Origin of the sequence: Sphingopyxis sp. C-1 (assembly GCF_001047015.1) — a bacterium.
Taxonomy (GTDB): domain Bacteria; phylum Pseudomonadota; class Alphaproteobacteria; order Sphingomonadales; family Sphingomonadaceae; genus Sphingopyxis.
The window spans coordinates 2,990,375-3,016,653 of sequence record NZ_BBRO01000001.1; the positions used below are offsets into that span (position 1 = coordinate 2,990,375).

Genomic DNA, 26,279 nt, shown 5'->3' on the forward strand with positions numbered 1-26,279 from the left:
TGACGATTCTAATATGCGTGTGCCCATATGCGTGCCCTCATCCTCTTCCTTCCCGCGCCAAAGCTGGTTAGAGCCGACTCGAAATGACTGCCCAATCTCCTCTCGACGATTTCAAGGCCGCGCTGTCGAGTGTCGCCCGTGCAGTGACGCGCGATGCCGAGGTCGAGGTCGGCTTTACCGCCGACGCGCCAGCCCAGATCGGCAAGGCGATCAAGGTGCCGACCCCGTCGCGCACGCTGCCCGCCGATCAGGTCGCCGAAGCGCGCGGCTTTGCCGATTCCTATGCTTTGCGCATGAAGCATCACAGCGAGAAATTGCACGCGTCGGCGCGCCCAGCCGAGCCGCTCGCCGCGGCGGCGTTCGACGCGATGGAGCGCGCGCGGATCGAGGCGCTGGGTGCGCGCCATATGGACGGCATGCGCAGCAACCTGTCCGCAAGCCTCGCGATGCGGATGCGTAGCGATCCGATCAGCCGCGCGCAGAACCGCGAAGATGTCCCGCTATCCAGCGCGCTCGAACTGATGCTGCGCGAGGCCCTGACCGGCGAACAGGCGCCGCAGGGGACCGAAACCGGCCTGTCGCTGGTGCGCGAGTGGATCACCAACGAAGCGGGCGGCGACCTGACCGCGCTGTCGATGCTGCTCGACGATCAGGCCGCTTTTGCCGAGACCGCCAAGCTGGCGCTGCGTCACCTCGACCTGATCCACAGCGACGAGCCGCTCGAAGAAGGCAGCGAGGACGGCGGCGAGCAGGACGAGAGCGAGGCCGAAGAAAGCCAGGAAGAGCAGGAAAGCGAAGACGGCGGCGCCGGCGAAAGCCAGGTCGACGCGCGCGCCGAAATGGCGGGCGATCAAGCCGACGACGGCGACAGCGACCCCGACGCGCAGGAAATGGAAGCCGACGGCGAGCCCGAAATGGGCGGCGAAGGCGACGAGGGCATGCTGCCGGTACGCCCCAACCGCCTGCCGAGCGACATTCCCGATTTCAACTATGTCCGCTTCACCGAAAAGCATGACGAAATCATTGCCGCGACCGAGCTTTGCGACGCCGACGAGCTGACGCGTCTGCGCGCCTATCTGGACCAGCAGATGACACATCTGCAGGGCGCGGTGACCAAGCTCGCGAATCGGCTCCAGCGCCGGCTGATGGCGCAGCAGAACCGCGCGTGGGACTTCGATCAGGAAGAAGGCCAGCTCGACGCGGCGCGGCTGGCGCGCGTGATCGTTTCGCCCGGCCAGTCGCTGTCGTACAAGATCGAGCGCGACACCGACTTCCGCGACACCGTCGTCACATTGCTGATCGACAATTCAGGGTCGATGCGCGGACGACCGATCAGCATCGCGGCGATCAGTGCCGACATCCTCGCGCGCACGCTCGAACGCTGCGGTGTGAAGACCGAAATCCTCGGCTTTACGACGCGGACGTGGAAAGGCGGACAGAGCCGTGAGGATTGGCTCGCCGCAGGCCGCCCGGCGCATCCCGGTCGCCTGAACGATCTGCGCCACATCATCTACAAGCCCGCCGACGAGCCCTATCGCCGCGCGCGCAAGTCGCTTGGGCTGATGATGCGCGAAGGGCTGCTCAAGGAAAATATCGACGGCGAGGCGCTGACATGGGCGCACAGCCGGATCATCGGCCGCCCCGAGGAACGCAAGATCCTGATGGTGATCTCCGACGGTGCGCCGGTCGACGACAGCACGCTATCGGTGAACCATGGGGCCTATCTGGACCAGCATCTGCGCCAGGTCATCGAATGGATCGAAAATCGCTCGCCCGTTGAACTCTGCGCGATCGGCATCGGGCATGATGTGACGCGCTATTACAGCCGCGCGGTGACGATCATGGATGCCGAACAACTCGGCGGCACGATGGTCGAACAGCTCGCGGGGCTGTTCGACATCGATTGAGAGCAATCCGGACGCGGCGCCAACGCGACGCCGCACCCGGATTCAATTGGCATCTATTGCGTCGATCCCCCCGGAATCGCAGCTGGCGTCGCAGCAGGTTCCGCCACCGGCGCGGCAGCTTCGGCGGTCCGCACCGACAGCGCCTTTTCGAAGTCGGCGTAAAAGGCATTATAGGGTTCAGCAAATGCAACCGGCTTGCCGTCGGAATAGGATGAACCCATACGCGCCTTAGCCTCGACCGTTTGCAATTTTATCGACATGCGCGTCAGGGTCGGCGAAATAGGCTCGACGAAAACCGAAGCAAGTTGGGTCAGCTTCTTTTTACCGAAACCCCAAAATATATTGTAGACAAGCTTCGATTTCGCATCGGTCTCTGCCGTGATCGTCCCCGCATCCTTGCTCGCGTTGATATTGACATAACCCATCTCCTGCAAAGCGGAGATGGACGAACGGAAGACTATATCAACTCCCGCCGGAATTTCTCGTTTTTGCAGTGCCGCGAGTTCAACTGCACTCAGTTCAACGGGCTTGGGTTCTTTTTCTTTCGCTGATGCCGAGACAGGCGCGATCATTATCGCTACGCCGAACATCGCTATCGTCAATTTGTGCATTGCGCCCCCTTTGAAATTCAAACTCCCCTGGAACGATTGGATAGGGTCGGTTTTATACTTTGCAATCCTTTCGCAAAACATCGACCGACCGACTTACCGCTGGAAATGGGATTACCGTATCGCCGGATGACAACCCCTTCCCCCCTCGTTACAAACCCTTCCCGGTGCAGCAGGGACTCGCGACCTTACGACGGGAGCCGGTGCATTAATATTATGCTGAGGGGTCGCCGGCATGACTTGGAGCCGCACCATGGGGTGCGCTGCTGAGGGGGCGACTGTAGCATGAAAAAAGCATCCGACCTGTTCATCGAGTGCCTGGAAGAAGAAGGCGTCGAATATATTTTCGGCGTTCCGGGCGAAGAGAATCTCGACTTTCTCGACAGCCTGTCGCGCTCGACCAAGATCAAGCTTATCCTGACGCGGCACGAACAGGGCGCGGGCTTCATGGCCGCCACCTATGGGCGCCACACCGGCAAGACCGGGGTCTGCCTTGCGACCTTGGGGCCCGGCGCGACGAACTTCGTCACCGCTGCGGCTTATGCGCAGCTTGGCGGCATGCCGATGATGATGATCACCGGGCAAAAGCCGATCAAGAAATCAAAGCAGGGCCGTTTCCAGATCCTCGACGTCGTCGCGATGATGGGCCCCATTACCAAATTCACCCACCAGATGGCGTCGTCGGACAATATTCCGAGCCGCGTTCGCGAAGCCTTTCGCCTCGCCGAGGAAGAAAAGCCCGGCGCAGTCCATATCGAGCTGCCCGAAGATATCGCCGACGAGCATACCGACAGCCTGCCGCTAAAGCGCAGCCATGTCCGCCGCCCGACCGCCGATGTGAAGTCGATCCGCGAAGCGGTGAAGGCGCTCGAAAACGCGACCTCGCCCGTCCTCGTCATCGGCGCGGGCGCGAACCGCACGATGACCGGCCGCATGTTGCTGCAGTTCATCGAAAAGACCGGCATCCCCTTCCTGACGACGCAGCTCGGCAAGGGCGTGATCGACGAGCGCCACCCGAAATTCCTCGGCTGCGCTGCACTGTCATCGGGCGACTTTGTCCACCGTGCGGTCGAAGCATCGGATTGCATCGTCAACCTCGGCCATGATGTCATTGAAAAGCCGCCCTTCTTCATGCAGCGCGGCGGCCCAACCGTGATCCATGTGTCGAGCAAGACCGCCGAAGTCGATCCGGTCTATTTCCCCGACATCGAAGTGATCGGCGATATCGCCAATGCGGTATGGCAGATGAAGGAGGACATCGTTCCCAACGGCAGTTGGAAGTTCGACCATCTGCTCGCCTATCGGCAGGGCGAGGTCGATCACACCGCGCCGCTGGCGAAGGACGAGCGCTTCCCGATCTTCCCGCCGCATCTGGTTCAGTCGATCCGCGACGCGATGCCCGACGACGGGATCATCTGCCTCGACAATGGCGTCTATAAAATCTGGTTCGCGCGCGGTTACACCGCCTATCGTCCCAACACCGTGCTGCTCGACAATGCGCTCGCGACAATGGGCGCGGGCCTGCCGTCGGCGATGATGTCGGCGATGATCTATCCGGGGCGCAAGGTCATGGCGATCTGCGGCGACGGCGGGTTCATGATGAACAGCCAGGAGATGGAGACCGCGGTTCGGCTGGGGCTCAACATCACCGTGCTGATCCTCAACGACAACAGCTATGGCATGATCCGCTGGAAACAGGCCAACATGGGCTTCAAGGATTGGGGGCTGACCTATGGCAACCCCGATTTCGTCAAATATGCCGAAAGCTATGGCGCGCACGGACACCGCGTCGAGAGCGCCGCGCACCTCAAGGAACTTCTGGCCCACACGCGCGATACTCCGGGGGTGCATCTGATCGACTGCCCGGTCGATTATTCAGAGAATGACCAGATTTTGAACATCGACATCAAGAAGCTGTCGAAGGAGCTGTAAACTCTGCTTCCTGTTCCCCGGCGAAAGCCGGGGTCCAGAGCGCCATTGCGCCATCGTCGCGCGTTCCAGCCCTGGGCCCCGGCTCGCCGGGGAACGGAGAGGTGAAAAATGAAATTGAAAGACGTCTATCCGCTCTATCTCAACAACAAGGCGGTGCAGCCGAACACCGATCTTGAGGTGATCGACAAATTCACCGGCGAGGTTGCGTTTCGGACCGCGCTCGCGACGCCCGATGTGATCGACGAAGCGATCGCGGGCGCCGTGCGCGCCGCCGAGCCGATGGCGCGGCTCGCGAGTTTCGAGAAGCGTGATGTGCTAACCCACTGCGTCGGACGGTTTCAGGAGCGGTTCGACGAGCTCGCTTATGCCCTGTGCGTCGAGGCGGGCAAGCCGATCGCCGACAGCGAGGGCGAGGTCACGCGCCTGATCGACACCTTCCGCATCGCCGCCGAGGAAGCGACGCGCAACTATGGCGAGGTCCAGCCGCTCGACATTTCGGCGCGCGCCAAGGGCTATATGGGAATGTGGAAGCGCGTGCCGATCGGCCCGTGCAGCTTCATCTCCCCCTTCAACTTCCCGCTGAACCTGGCCGCACACAAGATCGCACCCGCGATCGCGATGGGCTGCCCGTTCGTGATGAAGCCCGCGTCGCTGACGCCTTTGGGCGCGATCATCATGGGCGAGGTGCTCGCCGAGTGCGACATATTGCCTGAGGGCGCGTTCAGCATATTGCCGGCGACCCGCGCGGGCGCCGACCTGTTCACCACCGACGAGCGCCTGAAACTCCTTAGCTTCACCGGATCCCCGGGTGTCGGATGGGATCTGAAGGCCAAGGCGGGCAAAAAGAAGGTCGTGCTCGAACTTGGCGGCAACGCTGCTGTGGTCGTCGACAAGGACGCCGACCTCGACCATGCGCTCGCGCGCATCATCTTCGGCGGCTATTATCAGTCGGGGCAGAGTTGCATCCATGTGCAGCGCGTGATCATCCATGAGGAGATCTACGACACGTTCCGCGACATGCTCACTGCGAAGGTCAAGACGCTGAAATCAGGCGATCCCAAGCTGCGCGACACGTTCATCGGCCCGATGATTTCGGTTAAGGAAGCACAGCGGCTGAAAGGCTGGATCGACGACGCGGTCGCGGCCGGCGCGACCTTGCTCGCGGGCGGTGGCTGCGACGGCAATATGCTTGAAGCGGCACTGCTCGAAAATGTCCCGGCCGACACCGATGTCGTGCGCGAGGAAGCCTTTGGCCCGGTCGTCATCCTGTCGAAATTCAGCCACTGGGAGGCCGCGCTGGTCGAGGTCAACGACAGCAAATTCGGCCTGCAGGCCGGGCTGTTCACGCGTGACATCCACAAGGTGCTCGAAGCATGGGATCATCTCGACGTCGGCGGCATCGTCGTCAACGATGTCTCCTCCTACCGCGTCGACAACATGCCTTATGGCGGCGTGAAGGACAGCGGACTTGGCCGCGAGGGCGTGCGTTTCGCGATGGAAGATATGAGCGAGATCCGGAATTTGGTGATCCGACGAACCTGATTGGATCATGGTTAACCGAATATGTGTCAAATAGGCAACGTCACCGAAGCGCCTTCAAACTTTCTTCAAATTGTCGCTAGTTTGAGTCGAACGTTGTAACAAAACTCCTGTCTAGGCCGTGGGCAGCCCGAGGCTGCCTACGGAGTGTGACATGGCCACGATTTCGACCCTGCCCATCCCCGCGCGTTTTCCCGACCCGTTCACCAGCGACCCGCATATTCCCGAACGCGTGATCGGCGAACGCCGTAGCTATCGCGCGGTATGGGTCAGCGATATCCATCTCGGCACGCGGGGCTGCAACGCGCCGCTGCTGATCGACTTCTTTGACCATGTCGATTGCGAGACGCTGTACCTGGTCGGCGACATCATCGATGGCTGGCGGCTCAAGAAGCGTCACTTTTGGCCGCCCGAGCATAATGACGTCGTATGGCGGGTGCTGAAGCGCGCAAAGCGCGGCACGCGCGTCGTCTATGTCCCCGGCAACCATGACGAGATGGTCAAGCCGTTCGACGGCTTCGATTTCGGCGGCGTCGAGATCCGCCGCGAAGCGATCCACGAAACTGCGACCGGCAAGAAGCTGCTCGTCGTCCATGGCGACGAATTCGACGCGGTGATGCTGGCGCACCGCTGGCTCGCCTTTGTCGGCGACGCCGCATACACCGCGCTGATGAAGTGCAATGTGGTCGTGAACCGCATCCGCAGCGCTTTCGGCCTGCCCTATTGGTCGCTGTCGATGGTCGCCAAGCACAAGGTCAAGAACGCCGTCCAGTTCATCGGCCGCTACGAAGAAGTTGTCGCGCACGCGGCGCGCTCGCGCGGGGTCGATGGGGTGGTCTGCGGCCACATCCACAGCGCCGAGATGCGCGAGATCGAGGGCACCGAATATTATAACGACGGCGACTGGGTCGAAGGCTGCACCGCGCTGGTCGAGCATCATGACGGCACGATGGAGATATTGCACTGGGCCGAAGAGGTCGCGAGCCGGACAGCGCCGACGCCGCTCGAACTGCCCGCCCCGGCGCGCGCTGCATGAGAATCCTCATCGTCACCGACGCGTGGGAGCCGCAGGTCAACGGCGTCGTCCGCACGCTGCAGGCGACGATCGGCGAACTGCGTACCGCAGGACATGAGGTCGGGGTCATCTCGCCCGACCTGTTCCGCTCATTCCCCTGCCCTTCCTATCCCGAAATCCGGCTTGCCCTGGCGGGGCGGCGCAAGGTCGGGCGACGCATCCGCGCCTTTGCACCGCAAGCGATCCATATCTCGACCGAAGGCCCGCTCGGCATGGCGGCGCGGCGCTGGTGCCTCGACAATGGTTTTCCCTTCACCACCGCCTATCACACGCGCTTCCCCGAATATGTAGCGGCGCGGCTGCCGGTATCGCCCGCTTTCGTGTGGCGTTTCATCCGCTGGTTCCACCGTCCCGCGCGGCACATCATGGTCGCAACGCGCAGCCTAGCGCGCGAGCTCGCCGAACAGGGTCTCGTTCAGACGATGATGTGGGAACGCGGGGTCGACCACGCGCTGTTCCGTCCGGATCGCGCTCCGCATCCGGCTTATGCGGGGCTGGCGCGGCCAATCCAGCTTTATGTCGGCCGCGTTGCGGTCGAGAAGAATATCGGGGCGTTCCTCGATTGCGATCGTCCGGGCACCAAGGTCATCGTCGGCGAAGGACCCGCGCTCGCCGAATTGAAGGCGCGGCATCCGGATGCATTGTTCCTCGGCAAACTAAGCGGCGACGCGCTGGCTGCGGCCTATTCGGGCGCCGACGTTTTCGTCTTTCCGAGTCGCACCGACACATTCGGCCTCGTGATTATCGAGGCGATGAGCTGCGGAACCCCGGTGGCAGCCTATCCGGTACCGGGCCCCGCCGATATCGTGCGCGAAGGCGCCGGGGCGCTCGACGAGAATCTCGGCCACGCGATCGATGCCGCACTAGCCTGTGACCGTGCCGACGCCGAAGCGCTGGGCAGACGGTATAGCTGGGCAAGCTGTACCGCACAGTTCGCCAAGGCGCTGACGTTCGTGCCCTCCGAACCGCCGCGCGACGCCATCGCCGGCGCACGGCTCGCCACCTAGAAGGTCTTGCGCCACTCCAGCTCGATATAGCGGCCCAAGGGGTCGATATAGCCCGGCTGGTAGTTCAGCGGCACGCGGCCATTCTGATCGGTGATCTTGCGCTGCGCGTCGAAGATATTGTCGACCGCAAGGCGCAGGCGCGACCCTTTCAGGAACGGCAGCTTCTCGGTCAACTTCGGCTTCTGACCCAGATCGACGAAGAAGCGCAGGTTGAAGGTTGCGAGATCGCCGAACTTCAAATCACCCGCGCTGCCGCCGGTCACCGTGCTGCCGCTGTCATATTTGGCGCTAAGCCGTACGCCCATACCCTTGTTGAACAGCCCGCCGTCGAGTTCGAACAGGTGGCGGTTGCTGCCGCCGCCGCTGCCCGTCGCGGACCCGTTCAGAAGGTCGAGTTCGGGTACACTAGGACGGATCAGCACCGTGTCGGTCAGCTTGATCGTATGATAGAGCGACACCTGCCAACGCCCGCCTTGAGGGCCGCCAAACATTCCGCCGGGGCCGCCCGGACCACGCCCACCCATGCGCGGTCCCCCACCGCCGCCGCGCTGGCGACCCGCTCCGGGGCCACCGCCACCTTCGCGCGCACCCGCACCGTCGGGACGTCCGCCACCGGGACCACCTGCGCCCGGGCCGCGCTGCTGGCCGAAGCTTTTGCCGAAGTTCAGGCCCCAACGAATCTGCGAATTTTCCGACTGGTCGAAATTGACCGGACGCTGGTCGATCGCGAGCAGAACGCCATTGGCATCGCGCGTGACGCGATCAGGGAAGGCCGCTTCGATCTCGGGCGTGAGCAAGGGCAGGCTGTTCGCCGTGTCATAGCTTTTGTTGCGGTTGTAATTGATCGAAAAATTCAGCCCCTCAACCATCGGCGGCGACCAGTTGAGCCCCAGTTTGAGGTCGCGGCGCTGTTCGGCAAGCAGGAAGGGATTGCCGCCGGTGGTCGTCGTAATCTGCACCGTCTGCCCAGTCGAAAAATCATAATAGGTGACTGCGGGCGTCACCAGCGGCGCAGCGCCGAGTTGCTGGATGCCCGGCGCCGCCTCGTCCTGGTTGAAGCTGGCGATCAGCGAGAGATTGCCGGTCACGCCCCAGTTGAGGTTCGCGCCCCAGCTTTTGAGCGCCTCAAAATCACTTGGATTCTGTACCTGACCGCTGAGCGTCAGCGAGACGCGACCGATGTTGCCCACCTCATATTCGGGATCGAGGAGCGGCACGGTCAACGAGCCGAACACACCCGGCAAATCGCGCGAGAGGTCGGTCGTCGTTATTCCGTTCGCATTGTCGGAGCGGCTGTCGAAACGCAGCCCCGAATAGCTGCCCGTCATCGACAGGCGGATCGGCCCCGCCCATCCGTCGGTCACCGTGCCCGACAGATTGGCGTTGCCGCCGAAGGTCTGCTGGCTGCTTTCGAAACGGTCGCGGGTTCCGGTGATGCGATCGGTAAAGGTCAACTGATCGGCATCGGCATAGTTGCCCGAGACCGACCAGCGCCAGTCGCCAAGCATGCCGTTAACGCTGGCGGTCGAGGTCAGATTGCGCGCGCGGCTGTGGCGTTCGAGCGGGTCATCGACGCCGCCGACGCCCGGACCGAGCAGCGACAGGGTATCGGTCTGGTCCCAACGCACGTTGATCGAGGCATCGGTCGTCTTGTTCAGGCTGCGCTGGACCGTTGCGTCGATCGAATATTCGTCCGACGCGCCGAGAAGGCTGCGCGCCGGGGCTTCGGCAGCCTGCGCCGGATCGTCGTAATCGAGGTTCCGCTCGCTTTCGAGCAGCATCGATTTGTGATCCCAGCCCGCGTTGACATTGAGGCGGCCGTTTTCACCGATCGCAAGAAAGCTCGGCTGGATCTCGCTCTGGAAACGTCCGGCCTGCGTCGGGATGCCGCCCTCGCCTTCGATCGCGACCTGGCGGAAATTGGGCTTGAGCACCATGTTTACGACGCGCTCGTCGGCCGAATAGCCATATTGCAGCGCGACTTCCTCCGGGAAAACCTCGACCTTGGCGATCGCTTCCGGGGGCAGGTTGCGCACCTCGCCGAAGCCGCCGATGCGGCGGCCGTTGACGAGGATGATCGGCCGTCCGCCGCCGCGCCCGCGGCCCGAACGCGTCTGCGGCGCAAGCGCATCGAGCAGTTCGGACACGTTCGACACGCCATAGCTCGCGATCGCCGCCTCATCGAGTTCGGCCTCGGCCTTGATGTCGGTATCGAGCTGGCCGGCGAGACGCGGCGCGGTGACGACGATCTCGTCCTCGCTGTAATCGTCATAGGCATCTTCGACCGTTTCGGGCGCCGCGGGCGCGGCTTCCGCCGGCTGTTCGGCGACCGCCGCCGCGATCGGCGGACCGATCGGCGCCTCGGCCATCGCGGGCAGCGCGAACGAGGCACCTGCGGCGAGCAAGGCAGCGCGTGCGGAAATGGTCAGGCGAATGTTATTCATGGGAGAGCCTTTTTGTTTCTTTTCTGTCTTCGTTTTTTTCTTCGCATGAGAGCGCTGAACCCTCGATGACGCCGCGCTTTGTTCGCGGTTCATCTATGTCGCGCAATTGTCGCAACAATGTGTCGAGGCCATCGTCGTTCGATGGGCGCCTCATATCGACCGCTGGACAGCATGCGCCTTCACCCTTATCGGCCACCCATGACGACTCCAGACTCTTCCGCCGCGCCTGAATCGATCCTGATCATCGACTTCGGGTCACAGGTCACCCAGCTCATCGCCCGCCGCGTCCGCGAAGCCGGCGTGTATAGCGAGATCGTCCCGTTCAACGCCGCCGAGGCGGCACTCGAACGGATGCAGCCGAAGGGCGTGATCCTCTCGGGCTCGCCCGCGTCGGTCCCCGCGAGCGGCAGCCCGCGCGCGCCGCAATCGATCTTCGACAGCGGCCTGCCGATCCTCGGCATCTGTTACGGCCAGCAGGTGATGAGCCAGCAGCTCGGCGGGCAGGTCGAGCCCGGCGGCGCCGACGGTGAGCGCGACGGCGAATTCGGGCGCGCCTTCCTGACCGTCACCGAACCCTGCGTGTTGTTCGATGGGCTGTGGGAAGTCGGCGAACGCCATCAGGTGTGGATGAGCCACGGCGACAAGGTCACGCAATTTGCCCCCGGCTTCCGCATCGTCGCAGTCAGCGACGGCGCGCCCTTCGCGCTGATCGCCGACGACGAGCGCCGCTATTATGGCACGCAATTCCATCCCGAGGTCGTCCACACGCCCGATGGCGCGAAGCTGATTGCCAATTTCGTCCGCCACGTCTGCGGGTGCAGCGGCGAATGGACGATGGCCGAATTCCGCGCCACCAAGATCGCCGAAATCCGCGCGCAGGTCGGCGACCAGCGCGTGCTCTGCGGCCTGTCGGGCGGCGTCGACAGCGCGGTCGCGGCGGTGCTGATCCACGAGGCGGTCGGCGAGCAGCTCACCTGTGTCTTCGTCGACCACGGCCTTTTGCGCATGAACGAACGCGAACAGGTCGAGCGCCTGTTCCGCGATCATTACAACATCCCGCTCGTCGTCGTCGACGCCGAGGAACGGTTTATGGCGGGCCTTGCCGGCGTCACCGACCCCGAAAAGAAGCGCAAGTTCATCGGCGCCGAATTCATCAACGTGTTCGAGGAGGAAGCGAAGAAGATCGGCGGCGCCGACTTCCTCGCGCAGGGCACACTTTATCCCGACGTTATTGAATCGGTCAGCTTCACCGGTGGGCCGAGCGTCACGATCAAGAGCCACCACAATGTCGGCGGCCTGCCCGAGCGCATGAACATGAAGCTCGTCGAACCGCTGCGCGAGTTGTTCAAGGACGAAGTGCGCCTGCTCGGCAAGGAACTCGGCCTTCCCGACATCTTCGTCGGCCGCCACCCCTTCCCCGGCCCCGGCCTCGCGATCCGTATCCCGGGCGAGGTCAGCAAGGAGCGTTGCGACATTCTTCGCAAGGCCGACGCCGTTTATCTGGAGGAGATCCGGAATGCCGGCCTTTACGACGCGATCTGGCAGGCGTTCGCGGTACTGCTGCCAGTAAAGACGGTGGGCGTGATGGGCGACGGACGGACCTACGACCATGTCTGCGCTCTCCGCGCGGTCACCTCGACCGACGGCATGACCGCCGACATTTATCCGTTCGACGCAAGCTTCCTGAGCCGCTGCGCAACACGCATCATCAACGAGGTCCAGGGCATCAACCGCGTGGTGTACGACTACACGTCGAAGCCGCCGGGCACGATTGAGTGGGAATGAGGAAAGTAGAAGGTTTTCAGTAAATTCGCTTGGCACTCGCTAGCGCTGGCCAATCGCTTCAGCGTTGCGGCCTGTTAGGATAGGCAATTATGAGGACGAGCGGTACATCGCCCGTCTGGCGAATTCCGACGCTGGCGCCGCTATACAGCCAAGCCGCCATGCCCGAACGCAGTTCCCTCTCCTCTCCGTCCGAATGGACGGTGCCGGTGCCCGACAGCACATAATAGATTTCATCATGGTCGATCGGATGGATCCCGATCGCTGCACCCACGTGAAGCTGACGCTTTCTGAATTCGAAGCTGCGTGGCGACGGAACCGCATCGCTGATCCGCCATGCCGTCGATTGCCCGATCTTGCCGTGCGGGGCCGGCCCTTCCTGCACCGTATCCGCCTCATCGACGACGACCATCGGCGCCGTTTGATTGCCTGCGAGAAGCAGTGCGAAAATAATGCTCATGACGCCCTCTTCCGTATAAACGAGATGATATCCGGTTCGACTTACGCGTTTGCGAGTGTGGCAGCAGGGGCGCGCAATTCGCCATCAATGCGCCGCGAAAGGTGCCACGGATTGCTGTCCTGAAGTGCCGGCGGCAGCATGTCCTCCGGTAGGTTCTGGAAGCACATAGGGCGCAGGAAACGCGCAATCGCCAGTGACCCCACCGATGTCGACCGGCTGTCGGATGTTGCGGGGAACGGCCCGCCATGCACCATGGCATGGGTCACTTCGACGCCGGTCGGCCAGCCGTTGACCAGCAGACGCCCCGCCTTGTCGGAGAGCAGCGGCACGAGCGGCCGCGCCATTTCCATGTCACGCTGGTCCATATGGATCGTCGCGGTAAGCTGGCCTTCCATGCCCGCGACAACCGCTGCAACCTCGGCGATGTCGCGGCAGCGCACCACGATCGCGGCGCTTCCGAACACCTCGTCGCCGATCGACGCATCGCGGGCATAAGCCTCTGCAGTCGTTTCGAACAGCGCCGGTACGCAGCGGTTATGCCCGGCACCGCGCTCTGCGGAGGCGCGCTCAACCGCTGCGTTGCGATCGAGCGCGGCCACGCCGTCGGCATAAGCCGAAGCGATTCCGGCACTAAGCATCGTGGCGGGCTCCACATCGGCCAGGGCCGCGGCGGCCGCGCCGACGAATGCATCAAGGGCCGGACCGTCGACCGCGACGATCGTCCCGGGATTGGTACAAAATTGGCCGGCGCCGAGTGTAAGGGAGGAAGAAAAGGCGCCGGCCAGTTCAATGCCGCGATCAGCAAGTGCCCCCGGGAGGATGATTACCGGGTTTACGCTGCTCATCTCGGCATAGACGGGAATGGGTTCTTTGCGCTTGCGCGCGATTTCGACGAGGTGCAGTCCGCCCCCGCGCGATCCGGTGAAGCCGACCGCCTTGATCCGCGGATCGGCGACCAGCGCCGACCCCAGCGCGTGCGACTTGCCCGGCAGATAGGAGAACACGCCCTCGGGAAGACCGCAGTCGGCAACCGCCTTTTGCACCGCACGCGCGACCAGTTCGCCCGTGCCGGGATGCGCGCTGTGCCCCTTGACCACGACCGGACAGCCGGCGGCAAAGGCCGAAGCCGTGTCACCGCCAGCGACCGAGAAGGCGAGCGGGAAGTTCGACGCGCCAAAGACCGCGACCGGCCCCAACGACAAGTTCATTCGCCGCAGCGCCGGACGCGGCGGGACGCGGTCGGGCAACGCACTGTCGAGCGTCGCGTCGAGCCAATCGCCCTGCCGCACAACCGCAGCGAACAATTGCAATTGGCCGGTCGTCCGGCCGCGCTCCCCCTCCAGGCGGGCACGCGGCAGGCCGGTTTCGGCCATCGCGGTCTCGATCAGCACATCGCCGATATCGGTTATCGCAGCGGCCACGGCATCGAGAAAATCGGCACGGACGGCGGGGGTAAGCGACCCAAAGGGCCCTGCGGCGTCCGCGGCGAGCGCGCAGGCGTCGGCAACGTCCGCCGCGCTTGCGATGCCAAAGGCGGGACCGACGACGGCACCGGTCGCGGGATCATAGGCGTGGAAGCTTTCTTTGCTCCGCCGCGTCGCGCGTCCGATCAATATGCTGCCGTCGATCACCCTCATTCCCTTCCGTTACAGGCTGAAACGCAGGCCGAAGTTGAACTGCCGGCCGCTGTGGGTGAGCACGCTCAGGCGGTTCGTCTCGTCCACATATTGATCATTCTTCTCGTCGGTCAGATTGATCATTTCGAGGCTCAGCTTGAGCCGGTCGTTGATCGCGTAGGAAAGCTGCGCGTCGAAATTCAACGTGCTGTTCGTGCCGTTCCACGCATTGCCTTCGGTGCCCGGAACCGCGGTGAGATATTTCGACCGATAGGAGGCCGACCCACGGACCGAGAATTTCGAATCTTCATAATATAGCGTCGCGTTCGCGGCGTGCTTCGACAGGCCCACCAGGGGCGCACGCACCGATGTGCTGCCATTCGCCGAAGTCAGATATTCGATATTCGAGCTGACATAGGTGTAGTTTGCCAGCACGCCGAAGTTCGACAGGAAACCATCGAAGAAATTGAAGGGCTGCTGCACATTGACTTCGAAACCCTTCAGCTTGCCGCCGCTGGAATTGACCGGCTGGCTGACGATGAAGATGTCGGTCGGCGACGCCGTGGTGCCGGTCAGCAGCGATGCCGGAAGGCCGAGGTCGGCGAAGGGCACCGAGGTGCTGAGCGACTGAACGAAAGTCCCGATATTCTTGTAGAAGCCCGAGACGGCATAGATGGCGCCAGGCGTCGGATACCATTCGACGCTAAGGTCGAGATTGTCGGACTCGGTCGGCTTGAGGTCGGGGTTGCCCGAGCTGAAGGTGCGGTTGCCACCGGACACGTTGAGATTGCCGCCCGGCGTAATCGAGGCGATTCCTGCGCGCGACATCGTCTTCGCCGCCGCGACCCGCACGAGCAGATTATCGGTCACGTCGAAGACGAGGTTGGCCGACGGCAGCCAGCGACCGTAGGATCGGTTCGCTTCGACCAGGTTGATTGCCGCTCCCTGGCTCGCATAGCCGGTCGAGTTTTGCTTGGTGTCGACATAGCGTACGCCAATGTCGCCGCGCAGCGGGAGCCCCGCGCTCTCCAGGTTGAATTCAGCCATGCCCCACGCGCCGAGGTCTTTCTCCTCCACCGTGATGAACGAACCGCGCGCCGTGGCATTTTCGATGCCGCCAGTCGCGTAGGTCGGGTTCGTCGGCGTATTGAGGGCCGCGAGGAACGCGTCGAGGTTGGGGACGACCCAACTGGTGATCGTGCCATCGGGCAGATTGAGCCCGCGGCCGAACCCTGAATAGACGCTCGTCAGCGGCGCGAGCTGTGCAGGGGTAAGCGTCGTAACGACCGTCTCGCCCTGTAAGCGTCGGCGTTCGGTCGAGTCATAGGTGAAGCGGCGCCAGTCGACACCGGCCTTCAGCGTGATGACATCGCTCGCCTCCCACGCCAGCGCACCCTTTGCCGTGGTGAAGCTGTTGTCGACCGTCTGCGGACGGATGCGGACTTCGGACGTGCCGTTGGTGAAGGCGAAGGTCGCGGGGTTGGCGACGTCGACGCCCGGCCTGATCGTCGGGAAACGCGACGAGAAATCATAGAAGAAACCATTGGTGTTCGCCGCGTCGATCGTGACCGTCGTCTGCACCGGGTTGCGGAACGCCGATTTCGAATGACCGACAAGGCCGGTGAACTTCAGCTTGTCGCCGAATTCCTGCTCGAGGTTGGCGGTGAGCTGGTGGAAGTCGGTCTTGAGGACATCGTAGCGCGATTGGGTGCGCAGATCGACATTGTCGAATGTGCCACTGATGATGTTGTTGTTCGCGTCGACGACGCCCGAGCGGATGATCGTCTGCGGCTTTCCGGTGCCCGACCGGCTGAAGCTAATCGCCTGAAACTGGCTTTCAGCGCGGGTGCCGTCGAGACGCGAATAAAGGCCGTCGATCGAGATCAGCGTGCTGTCCGACGGACGGAACTGCACCGATACCGCCGCGCCAAGCCGCTTTTGGTTGATGTCATAGCTGACGAGACCCGGGATGCGCGGATGGAACAGCGCCGTGTCGAGGTTGGTGCCGTTGTTGATCTGCGCCGGCGTGTACCCCTGCAGCGTCGACTGTGGGCTGAAACCGCCGTTGAAACCGCCATAGGTCCAACGCGTGATATTCGCGCCCTCTTCGCGGATCCGGCGCTCTTCATAAGCGAGCGAGACAAGCACGCCGAAGGTTTCGTCGGGGTTCGAGACGGTAACGAGCCCCGAGAAGCGGGGGGTCAGCTTGCGGGCGAGATCATTATAGCTTCCCTGGACCGAAAGCACCGCGGTGGATTTCTTGAAGTCGAACGGGCGCGCGACCTGCAGATCGACGGTGGCGCCGAGCGAGCCCTCTTCGACCTCCGCGCTCGCCGTCTTGCGGACCGCAAGGCTGTTGAACAGGTCCGACGAGAAGATGTTGAAGTCGAAACCGCGGCCGCGATTGACCCCGCCCGAATTGTCGGTGCCTCCACTCGTGCCGATCGCTTCCATGCCGTTGATGCGCACGCGCGTATATTCGGGGCCAAGGCCGCGGACCGAGATGTTGCGGCCTTCGCCGTTCACGCGGCTGATCGCGACGCCCGGAATGCGCTGAAGCGACTCGGCTAGGTTGAGATCGGGAAATTCGGCGATATCCTCGGCCTTGATCGCGTCGATCGAGGCCGTTTCGTTGCGCTTCATATTGAGCGCGCTGGTGAGGCTCTGGCGAAAGCCCGTGACGATGATTTCCTCGCCGGCGCCTTCGGGGGCAGCTTCCGCAGTACCGGCCGATTCGGCCTGCTCGGCAGCGGCCGCATCCTGTGCCTGTGCCACGCCCGGATGGACGAGCGCCAAGGATGCCGCCCCTGCGAAAAGGCCGATCTTGATGTTGCTCATTGCGGAAGTTGCCATCGGTAATCCCCTCTCCTGCTTGCCGTCGTGCGGCAAGTCGTACGGTTTGAATGTCCAACGGCTAACGCCAGTAGCCCCCATAAAGCCAACCTCAATCAAGCATTGATCATTGCCGATCGCGCACCGATTGGCTGCAAAGCGCACTTTGCGGCAATGATCGAGCCATGACTTGGCTGGATCGTTCCAACTTTCAGCTTGGACCGGCGAAGCTGCAGTCGCTAGCGTCACTCCACCGTAAAAGCCGCGAGTGCTTCCGGTCATCAGGGAGAGGATCATGATCCAGGACGCCGAAAAGCCGACGAGAACGCGCTATTGGATCATTGCGCTGATCTTTGTCATCACGACGATCAACTATGCCGATCGCGCAACATTTTCGATCGCGGGCGAAGAGGCTTCGCGCGAACTCGCGCTGAGCCCGATCCAGACCGGCTATATTCTCTCGGCATTCGCATGGGCTTATGCGCTGGCGCAAATTCCGGGCGGCGCACTGCTCGACAAGTTCGGTACGAAGCGCGTTTACGCCTCGGCCATCCTCATCTGGTCGCTATTCACCGCGGCACAGGGGTTCGTCGGCTTTATCCCCGGCCTCGCCGCCGTCACCACGCTCTTCCTGCTGCGCTTCCTCGTCGGCCTTGCCGAAGCACCGTCCTTCCCCGGCAATGCGCGGCTGGTCGCCGCATGGTTCCCCGGCGCCGAACGCGGCACCGCTTCGGCGATCTTCAACAGCGCCCAATATTTCTCGCTCGTCGCCTTTGCGCCGCTGATGGGGTGGCTCGTCCACGAACATGGATGGCGCTCGGTATTCTGGACGATGGGTGCGCTCGGCATTCTGGCGGCGCTGCTTTTCGTCAGCCAGATTCATGGCCCCGAACAGCATCCGCGCGTCAACAAGGCCGAACTCGATCATATCCGCGAGGGCGGCGGACAGGTTTCGATGGAAGATCGCAGCAAGACGGCACCGGCCTTCTCATGGCCCAATTTCCGGCTGCTGCTATCGAACCGGATGATGCTGGGAATCTATCTCGGCCAATATTGCATCAATGTGCTGACCTATTTCTTCGTCACCTGGTTCCCGATCTATCTGGTCAAGGAGCGCGGCCTCAACATTATGGAGGCAGGGTTCGCCGCGGCGTTGCCGGCGGCATGCGGCTTCATCGGCGGGCTCGCAGGCGGGGTAATTTCAGACCGCATCCTCAAGACCAGCGGGAACCTCGACAAGGCGCGCAAGACGCCGCTCGTCATCGGGATGCTGCTCGCCACCGCAATTCTCGCCTGCGTCTGGGCCGAGCAGGAATGGCTGGTCATCACGTTGATGGCGATAGCGTTCTTCGGCAAAGGTGTGGCCTCGCTCGGCTGGGCGGTGATGGCCGATGTCGCGCCCAAACAGCTCGCCGGTCTGTCGGGAGGCGTGTTCAACATGTTCGGTAACATTGCCGGGATCGTGACGCCAATCGTGGTCGGCTATATCGTCGCGGCGACCGGCTCATTCGACCTCGCGCTCGCCTTCGTCGCGATCCACTGCCTGCTGACGATCGTCGCCTATGTCTGGATCGTCGGTCCGATCCGCCGCCTGGAACTGACCGTATGACATTTTCGCGCCGGACGTTCCTTGTAGCGAGCGGCACTCTTCTCGCGGCGCCGAAAGCGCTCGCCAATGGGCCGGCCCGTGCGGTGCGGATTGCGACGCCGATGGCGGCGCCCGGCTGGGCGAGGTTGCAGCGCCGCCTGCTCAAGGCGAATGCCGAGGCATGCGAGGCGTTCTACGCGAAATATGTCGATGCGAACGACGCGCTGAAAATCTTTGCACGCTGGGGCGCCAACGACGGCCCCGACGATGCGGCCGAGGCGACGAACGACTGGATAACGCTCCACGCGCTCGGCGGCTCCGACAAGCTGCTTAGCCTCTCGCAGCGTTTCTGGGACGGGCATATCCGCCAATATACCGCCGCAAAGACCGTCGACGTCGCAATCGCACGCCAGGGCATGTATTATCGCGAATTCCCCGTCCGGATGGACTGGCAGCATAATGCCGAGGGGCTGACGACCTTCAACGTCATGGGCATGAGCGCGCCGCGCGACCGCAAGCTGTTCGACCGCACGCGCCGTTTCGCCGATCTGTACACGGGACGCGACCGCAGCGTCGCCAATTACGACCCGCGCCACCGCGTCATGCGCAGCCTGATGAATGGCAGCCGCGGCCCGGCGCCCGGCGCGGTCACAGCGCTCGACTGGGCGGGCGATCCCTTCGACGCCGAGCGTTTCCACCTGGAACATGGCGAGGATGATTACGCGCAATTCCTGGCGCATTATGCCGAATATGGCGATGTCGCCGGCGACAATCCGCTGAACCTGCAAGCCACGACACTTGGCCTCAATGCCTATGCGCTCGGTGCCGGTGACCGGTTTCGGCGCTGGGCGCTCGACTATCTGACGGCCTGGGCCGAGCGCGCCCGCGCCAATAACGGCATATTGCCGAGCCGCGTTGCCGCCGATGGAAGCGTCGGTGCCGACTGGTGGCAGGGTGTTTATGGTTGGGGTTTCTCGCCCGTCGTTCCGCAAACCGGCGAGCGCGAAAATCGCAACCGTGTGCCGCGGTCGATCACGACATTCTTCAACGCCCTGCTGCTCTCCGGCGATCGCGACTACCTCCGCCTGTGGCGCGAGATGAACGTGCGGATCAACGAACAGAGCAAATTGGTCGATGGCGTGATGTCTGCGCCGACGATGCATAATGCCGACGGCTGGTACGGGTGGAAGCCCGGCCCCTATCGCACCAACGGCTTCGAAATCTGGTACGCGACGCAGGAAGCCGCCGACCGCGAGGCAGCGGGCAGCCATCCGTGGATCGACTTCCTCGAAGGCCGGAACGCGGCCTATCCCGAACAGGCGCTGCAAGCAGATCTCGATCATGTCGCAAAGCGCGTCGCGATCGCCGAAGCCGACAAGACCGCGCCCGACGAGCGGCTCGCGGACTGGACGCTCGGGATTAACCCGGCGGCCGCGAAAGCGCTGATCCAGACGATGACGGGCGGCCTCCATATCGCCCGGCCGCCATGGTCGCCGACGACCGCACCGCAGGGGGGCGTGCCGCTCCATTGTCGCCTGCGCTATTTCGACGCCGACCGGCGGCGTGCCGGCGTTCCCGACGATGTGGCGGCGCTCGTCCACAGCCTCGGCGACACGCAGACAGAGGTGACGTTGATCAACATCGGCGCCGCGCCGCGGAACCTGATCATACAGGGCGGCACCTACGCCGAACATCGCATCGACACGGTGGAATGGGACGGCGGCAAGCGGCATGTCGGCGGTCGCGATTTTGCGTTACGGCTCGAACCGGGATGCGGAACGCAGCTCAAACTTGCGATGGCGCGTTACGCCAATCGGCCCACCCTGGCCTTTCCCTGGGATCGCTGAGGCTTCAGCCGCCCGGCTTGATATAGGGCGCGACCGACAGCAATTCGCGCTCGGCGCGGCGCGGGTCATTCTCGACCCGAACCTCGCGGTCGAAGATCATCGTCGCCCGCGCGTCCAGGTCATAATGCGGCCAGAGGGGCAGCGAGCCGCCATTGGGATCGCCGCTCCGCGCAAGCCGAACGAAGGCATCGGCCATCTGGCCAGCCAGCGTCCGCGCCTGCGGGCTGTTCCCGGTGCGCGCCTCGGCAAGCTGCACATTGTCGAACACCAGCCCGATGTCGAGCGTGTGGAATGCGCCAAGCACGCCGCCCGCCTCGGGCGACGGAAAATCGAGCTGATACATCCACGTCGGCGCGCCAATTCGCGCGCGTTCCTCGGCCTGGATCAGATGCCCCGGCCACGACCGCGCCGCCGTCGATGCCGCGAGCAATATCTGCCCCGGCGTCCGATCGGGATAGAGCGCACGATATCGTTCGGCGAGCCACACCGGGTCGACATCCTTGACGATCTCGCGCTCCAGCCGGGTCGGCAGATTGTCCCAGTCGGTGTCGCCGCGCTTGAGCGTTTCGGCGATCCACAACCCCGTCTCGTCATGGGTATTGCCCACGATAAGGGGGATCGAAGCCGCCTCACGCGGAGCGCCGGGGTAAAAGGGATGGCGCTTCAGGACATGATGGTCGAGCGTTGAGGTGAAGCTTATTTCGCCCTTCCCCTCAAGCGGATCGGCCATCCCCATCGCCTCGATCAGGCGTTCGACGGGCAAGGTACGCAAATCGTCGAACGACGCCGCACCGGCCTTTGCCATCCACGCCTTCGCACGCTCGGTCGCGTGATTGGGACCGGCCGCGGTCACATGCTGACCGCTCATGGTCGCGGCGCTGTGGAACAGTGGTCGCGCCTCTTCCATCGCCATCAGCGTCACGACTTTCGCGCCGCCGCCCGACTGGCCAAAGATCATCACGCGGCCCGGGTCGCCGCCGAAGCCGGCGATATTGTCGCGGATCCATTGCAGCGCGAAAATGATGTCGAGATTGCCGACATTGCCCGACTCCGCCGGCCCGCCGAGCCGGGCCAGATAGGCGTAGCCCAACGCCGCGAGCCGATGGTTGAGCGTCACCACGACGACATCGCCGCGCCGGACGAGATTGCTGCCGTCATAGAGCGGATCCGACCCCGACCCATGTGCGTGCGCTCCGCCGTGCAGATAAACCATCACCGGCCGCCGTGCGCCGTCGAGCGCCGGAGTCCATATGTTGAGGAACAGGCAGTCCTCGCTGATGCGCTCGCTGGCCTTGGTCTGCGGCGCCGCCGCACCATAGACCGTCGCGTCGGCAATGCCCCGCCAAGGCGTCGGTGCGAGTGCGCGTTCGAAACGGCGCGGCGCGGTGTCGGCGCCGTAGCGGACACCGCGAAACGCCAGCACACCCGCCTCGCGAAGGCCCCGCACGCGGCCGTAGCGCGTCATCGCAACCGGGTCGCCGCCTCCCTTGGCCCACGCTGCCGGCGGCAGCAGCATCGCCGCCCCCGCACCCGCCATCAGTTGGCGGCGGGCGATCACGCGGCCATGACCTCCATGCACAGGCGTCGCATCGGTTCGGTCGCCGGATTGGCGTTGTCGCGGCGCCAAGCCATGTAAAGTTCGACCGGCTGCTCAGGCGTTGTGGTCAGCTCGCGGAACTGCACGTCGTCGGGATGCAGCCCCATCGAAGAGCGCGGGACCACCGCAGCGGCCAGCCCCGCGCGTACCAGCCCCAGCATCGAATGGATTTGCGTCACATGCTGGACATAGTGCGGCGACACGCCTGCCTCGTCGAAGATACGCGCCAGCAGGTCATGAAAATAGCCTGCGCCCTGCCGCGAATACATGATCAGCGGCTTGTCATCGAGGTCGGCAGGTTCGAGCACCGATTGCGCCTGCCGCGGATCGCCGAGCGGCAGCGCGACGACGAGCGGTTCGCTGAGCGCGAGGATCGAGTTGAACTCGCCGCGTTCAACGGGCGGGCGGACGAAACCGATGTCGATAAGGCCGGTCAGCAGCGCATCGGTCTGGTCGCTGGTCACCATCTCGCGCAGTTCGAGTTCGATATTGGGCAGAGTGGCGCGCGCCTGCGTCACGATACGCGGAACCAGCGTATAGCCCGACACGGCGGTGAAACCGATACCGACCTTGCCAGCATCGCCCTTCGCGACGCGGCGCGCCGACAGCGAGGCACTTTCTGCCAGGCGCACGATCCGCCGCGCCTCGATCAGAAACACGCGCCCCGCAGGCGTCAACGAGACATTGCGGCTGGTTCTCTCGAGCAATGTCACGTCGAGGATTCGCTCAAGCAGCTGGATCTGCCGGCTGAGTGGCGACTGGGTCATATTGAGCCGCTGTGCCGCGCGGCCGAAGTGGAGTTCCTCGGCAGCGGCGACGAAGCAGCGAAGTTGGCTGAGTTCGAACATGGCCCAGCCTAATCCGGTCAAGCCGCCGCTGAAAGAGCCTTTGGCGAAGCGCGCTCGATCAGCGCGCGCAGCTCCTGCTCTTCGGCGGCGCTGAGGTCGGTAAGTGGCGAGCGCACCGGCCCGGCATCGCGTCCGACGACGCGGCAGCCCGCTTTGACGATCGACACGGCATAGCCGCGGCCACGGTTACGAAGCGCGATATAGGGCAGCACGAACTGCCGAAGCTGATTCATGACCTCGGTCTGATCGCCCGCGCGCACCGACTTGTAAAAGTCGAGCGCCCATTCGGGCATGAAATTGAAGATCGCCGACGAATATGTGGTCACGCCCATGGTGAGGTAGGGCGTCGCAAAGGTCTCGGCGGTCGGAAGTCCGCCAATGTAGGTCAGGCGGTCTCCCATGCGGGCATAGACGCGTGTCATCAGTTCGATATCGCCGACGCCATCCTTGAAACCGACCAGGTTGGGGTTGCGATCGCAAAGGCCCGCCAGCGTCTCATCGTCGAGGATCGCATTGTCGCGGTTATAAACGATGACGCCCAGCCCGGTGGCCTTGCACACCGCCTCGATGTGGGCCGCGAGCCCTTCCTGCTTCGATCCGACCAGATAGGGTGGCAGCAGCAGCAGACCATCGGCCCCCGCCTTTTCAGCGCCGCGTGCGATCTCGACCGCGATAGCCGTACCATAGCCGCAGCCTGAAATGACGGGCACCTTGCCCTTCCCTTCGGCAACGGCGGCACGAACGACGTCCACGACCTCGGTCGGCGTCAGCGAGAAAAACTCGCCGGTACCGCCCGCCGCAAACAGGCCAGCAAGTTCATGATCCAGCATCCAGGCGCAATGTTCGCGATAGGGAGCTTCGTCAAATGCACCGTTTGCATCGAAATGCGTCACGGGAAAGGAAAGCAAACCCTCGCCCAACTTCCGCCCCATTGCCACCGGATCCATCAAGCCTCTCCTTTGCGATTACCGCCAACGGCCGCCAAACGCGACCAGGTTGATGCGATTTCTAGGTGAGGCGCCTGAAAGGGTCCAAACCAAAGGCGCGCTTGATTGATGCGCGGATTAGCTTGTTCAAAACAGATGCTGACCGGTTGGAGACTGTCAGCTTTCGGACGATAATTTCAAGAAGCCGTCATCCGCCAGCCTGAAACATACACAAATAAGAAACCAGCTAGCAGATTTGTGCGCTGCAGCGTAAAGGCGCGATCATGAGGATCGCGATCATCGACACAAGCAAGACGCGCGCCGCCATCATCTCCGACGGCCTGCGCGAGGCTGGCCTCGATGATCTCGTGCTGATCGATCCCGCCGGTCCTCTGGTCGCGCAGATCGAGGCGGCGACCCCCGAGGTCGTCCTGATCAACCTTGAAAATCCAAGTCGCGACCTGCTCGAAGATTTCTTCGCCATGTCGCGCGCGCTTTCGCGGCCGATTGCGATGTTCGTCGATCAAAGCGATACGGAGTCCACATTTGCTGCGATCGACGCGGGAGTTTCCGCTTATGTCGTCGACGGTCTTTCGCAGCAGCGTATCAAGCCCGTGCTCGACCTGGCGGTGCGACGTTTCCAAGCCTTTTCGTCGCTACAACGCGAGCTGGACGATGCCAAGAACGCACTGGCCGAGCGCGCGGTGATCGACAGGGCCAAGGCGATCCTGATGAAGCGGCGCCAGATCGACGAGCCCGAAGCCTATGCGTTGCTCCGCGGCCAGGCGATGCGCACTAACCGTCGCATCTCGGAAATCGCGGAGGCGATCGTGACCAGCGAAGCGCTGATGGGAGACATGGAATGACCATCGAGCGTATCCGTATCGGATTCTTGCCGCTCGTCGATGCCGCGCTGCCGATCCTCGCTCACGAGCTGGGATTTGCGGAAACGGAGGGCCTCAAGCTCGAACTGATTCGCGACATGACATGGGCTACAGTCCGCGACCGTCTGCTCTACGGTCATACCGATGCGGCGCACATGATCGCTCCGCTCGCGATCGCGACGACGCTGGGACGTGACCGTCCGGCGGTCCCGCTCGCGGTACCCTTCGTGCTCGGGCTCAACGGCAATGCGGTCACCTTTTCGGCGAAGCTTGCGTCGGAGGTCGGCCTCGCCGACGGACTTGGCGACCCGATCCTGATCGGCGCGGCCCTGAAGCACGTTGCCGAGGCGCGGATCGCGGCGGGCAAACGGCTGCGCTTCGGCGTCGTACACCGCTATTCGAGTCACAATTATATGCTGCGCTACTGGCTTGCAGGCGTCGGCATCCGCCCCGATCTCGACGTAGAGATCGTTGTCACCAGCCCTCCCTTTGCCGCCGATGCGCTAGCGGCGAGCGAAGTGGACGGCATCTGTGTCGGCGAGCCGTGGAACTCGATCGCGGTCGAACGAGGCGTTGGCCATATCGCCCTCGCGACGGCGCAGATCTGGCGACGCGGTGTCGAGAAGGTGCTCGCGATGCGCGAGACGGTGCTCGACGAACGGCGCGATGCTGTCGAGGCGCTTGTCCGCGCGTTGCACGCTGCAGCGGCGCACTTCATTGAGCCGGGCGCTGCCGAAGAAAGCGCCGACATATTGGCTCGTCCCGAATATCTCGACGCACCGCGCGATGCCATACTCCGCGCTATCACCGACCGCATACGGGTGGTACCGGGTGGCGCGCCGATCCACTATCCAGACTTCATGTTCCAGTACCGCGAGGCAGCGAATTTTCCCTGGCGCAGTCAGGCGGCGTGGCTCTATTCTCAGATGGTCCGTTGGGACGATATGGCATTCGACAACCAGGCCGCCACGGCGGCCAGCAATGTCTTCCGTCCCGATGTTTATCGTGCTGCCCTTGCCGGATCTGGCGCGCCTCTCCCCGGTGCGAGTTCGAAGCTTGAAGGCGGGCTGGATGAACCGATCGGAGCGGGGTCGACCCAAGGCCGGTTGACGCTTGGCAGCGACCGCTTCTTCGACGGACGCGCCTTTGATCCCGATGATATCAACAGCTATATCTCTGATCTTCCTTAGGTTTCGAGATTATGCTGCACGTGCGAAATAACCGGTTGCGCGGATAGAGCGAATCAGGCAGTCTTGACGCACTCGGCAAGGATGCCGGGGCGAGACAAAGCGGCTACGGTTCCAACGGAGGGACCGGTCCGCGCGGCAGGCAGGGAGCCTTTCCCTGCACTCCAACAGGCAATGAAGCCGTCAGGATGCGCCCGCGT

The 26,279-nt window shown here is 63.4% G+C and carries 18 protein-coding genes; 10 read left to right on the forward strand and 8 right to left on the reverse strand.

Going from position 1 to position 26,279, the window contains the following annotated elements; all coding sequences use genetic code 11:
• Positions 1-83 precede the first annotated feature (83 nt).
• Positions 84-1,907 carry a cobaltochelatase subunit CobT gene (gene cobT, locus SC1_RS14070; protein WP_062182849.1) on the forward strand — a complete coding sequence of 608 codons (1,824 nt, stop codon included), beginning with the start codon at positions 84-86 and terminating at the stop codon, positions 1,905-1,907.
• Between the two features lie 53 nt (positions 1,908-1,960).
• Here the strand turns inward: cobT and SC1_RS14075 are convergent, their stop codons facing one another.
• On the reverse strand, positions 1,961-2,518 hold the full coding sequence (locus SC1_RS14075; protein WP_062182851.1) for a hypothetical protein: 558 nt from the start codon (positions 2,516-2,518) through the stop codon (positions 1,961-1,963).
• Between the two features lie 282 nt (positions 2,519-2,800).
• Between SC1_RS14075 and SC1_RS14080 the strand changes: the two genes are divergently transcribed.
• The 4 genes from SC1_RS14080 (at position 2,801) to SC1_RS14095 (ending at position 8,068) form a co-directional block, all read left to right on the forward strand.
• The gene (locus tag SC1_RS14080; RefSeq protein WP_062182855.1) at positions 2,801-4,447 is read left to right on the forward strand and encodes an acetolactate synthase large subunit; all 1,647 of its coding nucleotides are present in this window, start codon (positions 2,801-2,803) and stop codon (positions 4,445-4,447) included.
• A gap of 108 nt (positions 4,448-4,555) precedes the next feature.
• Positions 4,556-5,989, forward strand: coding sequence for an aldehyde dehydrogenase family protein (locus SC1_RS14085; RefSeq protein WP_062182858.1), 1,434 nt, complete (start codon positions 4,556-4,558; stop codon positions 5,987-5,989).
• 151 nt (positions 5,990-6,140) lie between these two features.
• Positions 6,141-7,022 (forward strand): UDP-2,3-diacylglucosamine diphosphatase, encoded by an 882-nt coding sequence (locus SC1_RS14090; protein WP_062182861.1) that lies wholly within the window; start codon positions 6,141-6,143, stop codon positions 7,020-7,022.
• Complete coding sequence (locus SC1_RS14095; protein WP_062182863.1) at positions 7,019-8,068, forward strand: glycosyltransferase family 1 protein; 1,050 nt, start codon at positions 7,019-7,021, stop codon at positions 8,066-8,068. Before SC1_RS14090 ends, SC1_RS14095 begins: the two co-directional genes overlap by 4 nt.
• Here the strand turns inward: SC1_RS14095 and SC1_RS14100 are convergent.
• Positions 8,065-10,512 carry a TonB-dependent siderophore receptor gene (locus SC1_RS14100; RefSeq protein WP_062182865.1) on the reverse strand — a complete coding sequence of 816 codons (2,448 nt, stop codon included), beginning with the start codon at positions 10,510-10,512 and terminating at the stop codon, positions 8,065-8,067. The genes SC1_RS14095 and SC1_RS14100 overlap by 4 nt on opposite strands.
• Before the next feature lie 198 nt (positions 10,513-10,710).
• On the opposite strand from SC1_RS14100, the gene guaA reads away from it, so the two are divergent.
• On the forward strand, positions 10,711-12,297 hold the full coding sequence (guaA, locus tag SC1_RS14105) for a glutamine-hydrolyzing GMP synthase (RefSeq protein WP_062184229.1): 1,587 nt from the start codon (positions 10,711-10,713) through the stop codon (positions 12,295-12,297).
• Positions 12,298-12,355: 58 nt separating this feature from the next.
• On the opposite strand, the gene SC1_RS14110 is transcribed toward guaA, so the two are convergent.
• The 3 genes from SC1_RS14110 to SC1_RS14120 are packed head-to-tail and all read right to left on the reverse strand — an operon-like array spanning position 12,356 to position 17,223.
• Entirely contained in the window at positions 12,356-12,748 is a 393-nt protein-coding gene (locus tag SC1_RS14110; RefSeq protein ID WP_370568750.1) for a cupin domain-containing protein, read from the reverse strand.
• A 47-nt stretch (positions 12,749-12,795) separates the two neighbouring features.
• Complete coding sequence (locus tag SC1_RS14115) at positions 12,796-14,385, reverse strand: aldehyde dehydrogenase (NADP(+)) (RefSeq protein WP_062182871.1); 1,590 nt, start codon at positions 14,383-14,385, stop codon at positions 12,796-12,798.
• Between the two features lie 15 nt (positions 14,386-14,400).
• Complete coding sequence (locus SC1_RS14120; RefSeq protein WP_062182874.1) at positions 14,401-17,223, reverse strand: TonB-dependent receptor; 2,823 nt, start codon at positions 17,221-17,223, stop codon at positions 14,401-14,403.
• 274 nt (positions 17,224-17,497) lie between these two features.
• Here SC1_RS14120 and SC1_RS14125 point away from each other — a divergent pair, with 274 nt between their 5' ends.
• Both SC1_RS14125 and SC1_RS14130 read left to right on the forward strand, forming a co-directional pair.
• Positions 17,498-18,811 (forward strand): MFS transporter, encoded by a 1,314-nt coding sequence (locus SC1_RS14125; RefSeq protein WP_062182876.1) that lies wholly within the window; start codon positions 17,498-17,500, stop codon positions 18,809-18,811.
• Positions 18,808-20,637, forward strand: a complete 1,830-nt coding sequence (locus SC1_RS14130) for a hypothetical protein (RefSeq protein WP_062182879.1) — start codon at positions 18,808-18,810, stop codon at positions 20,635-20,637. Before SC1_RS14125 ends, SC1_RS14130 begins: the two co-directional genes overlap by 4 nt.
• A 4-nt stretch (positions 20,638-20,641) precedes the next feature.
• On the opposite strand, the gene SC1_RS14135 is transcribed toward SC1_RS14130, so the two are convergent.
• The 3 genes from SC1_RS14135 to kdgD are packed head-to-tail and all read right to left on the reverse strand — an operon-like array spanning position 20,642 to position 24,029.
• Positions 20,642-22,195, reverse strand: a complete 1,554-nt coding sequence (locus tag SC1_RS14135) for a carboxylesterase/lipase family protein (protein WP_368389961.1) — start codon at positions 22,193-22,195, stop codon at positions 20,642-20,644.
• A complete protein-coding gene (locus tag SC1_RS14140) occupies positions 22,192-23,103 on the reverse strand; it encodes a LysR substrate-binding domain-containing protein (RefSeq protein WP_238586703.1) in 912 nt (303 codons plus the stop codon). The genes SC1_RS14135 and SC1_RS14140 overlap by 4 nt, the downstream gene beginning before the upstream one ends.
• Positions 23,100-24,029, reverse strand: coding sequence for a 5-dehydro-4-deoxyglucarate dehydratase (gene kdgD, locus SC1_RS14145; RefSeq protein ID WP_062182886.1), 930 nt, complete (start codon positions 24,027-24,029; stop codon positions 23,100-23,102). The genes SC1_RS14140 and kdgD overlap by 4 nt, the downstream gene beginning before the upstream one ends.
• Before the next feature lie 263 nt (positions 24,030-24,292).
• On the opposite strand from kdgD, the gene SC1_RS14150 reads away from it, so the two are divergent.
• On the forward strand, positions 24,293-24,874 hold the full coding sequence (locus tag SC1_RS14150; RefSeq protein ID WP_062182889.1) for an ANTAR domain-containing response regulator: 582 nt from the start codon (positions 24,293-24,295) through the stop codon (positions 24,872-24,874).
• Positions 24,871-26,082, forward strand: a complete 1,212-nt coding sequence (locus SC1_RS14155; protein ID WP_062182892.1) for a CmpA/NrtA family ABC transporter substrate-binding protein — start codon at positions 24,871-24,873, stop codon at positions 26,080-26,082. The genes SC1_RS14150 and SC1_RS14155 overlap by 4 nt, the downstream gene beginning before the upstream one ends.
• Positions 26,083-26,279: the final 197 nt, after the last annotated feature.

Coding starts and splice junctions, on each gene's coding strand:
- SC1_RS14130 (WP_062182879.1), top strand. CDS start 18,808: ATGACATTTTCGCGCCGGACGTTCCTTGTAGCGAGCGGCACTCTTCTC.
- SC1_RS14090 (WP_062182861.1), top strand. CDS start 6,141: ATGGCCACGATTTCGACCCTGCCCATCCCCGCGCGTTTTCCCGACCCG.
- SC1_RS14125 (WP_062182876.1), top strand. CDS start 17,498: ATGATCCAGGACGCCGAAAAGCCGACGAGAACGCGCTATTGGATCATT.
- SC1_RS14080 (WP_062182855.1), top strand. CDS start 2,801: ATGAAAAAAGCATCCGACCTGTTCATCGAGTGCCTGGAAGAAGAAGGC.
- SC1_RS14085 (WP_062182858.1), top strand. CDS start 4,556: ATGAAATTGAAAGACGTCTATCCGCTCTATCTCAACAACAAGGCGGTG.
- SC1_RS14095 (WP_062182863.1), top strand. CDS start 7,019: ATGAGAATCCTCATCGTCACCGACGCGTGGGAGCCGCAGGTCAACGGC.
- SC1_RS14120 (WP_062182874.1), bottom strand. CDS start 17,223: ATGGCAACTTCCGCAATGAGCAACATCAAGATCGGCCTTTTCGCAGGG.
- cobT (WP_062182849.1), top strand. CDS start 84: ATGACTGCCCAATCTCCTCTCGACGATTTCAAGGCCGCGCTGTCGAGT.
- kdgD (WP_062182886.1), bottom strand. CDS start 24,029: ATGGATCCGGTGGCAATGGGGCGGAAGTTGGGCGAGGGTTTGCTTTCC.
- SC1_RS14155 (WP_062182892.1), top strand. CDS start 24,871: ATGACCATCGAGCGTATCCGTATCGGATTCTTGCCGCTCGTCGATGCC.
- SC1_RS14100 (WP_062182865.1), bottom strand. CDS start 10,512: ATGAATAACATTCGCCTGACCATTTCCGCACGCGCTGCCTTGCTCGCC.
- guaA (WP_062184229.1), top strand. CDS start 10,711: ATGACGACTCCAGACTCTTCCGCCGCGCCTGAATCGATCCTGATCATC.
- SC1_RS14075 (WP_062182851.1), bottom strand. CDS start 2,518: ATGCACAAATTGACGATAGCGATGTTCGGCGTAGCGATAATGATCGCG.
- SC1_RS14150 (WP_062182889.1), top strand. CDS start 24,293: ATGAGGATCGCGATCATCGACACAAGCAAGACGCGCGCCGCCATCATC.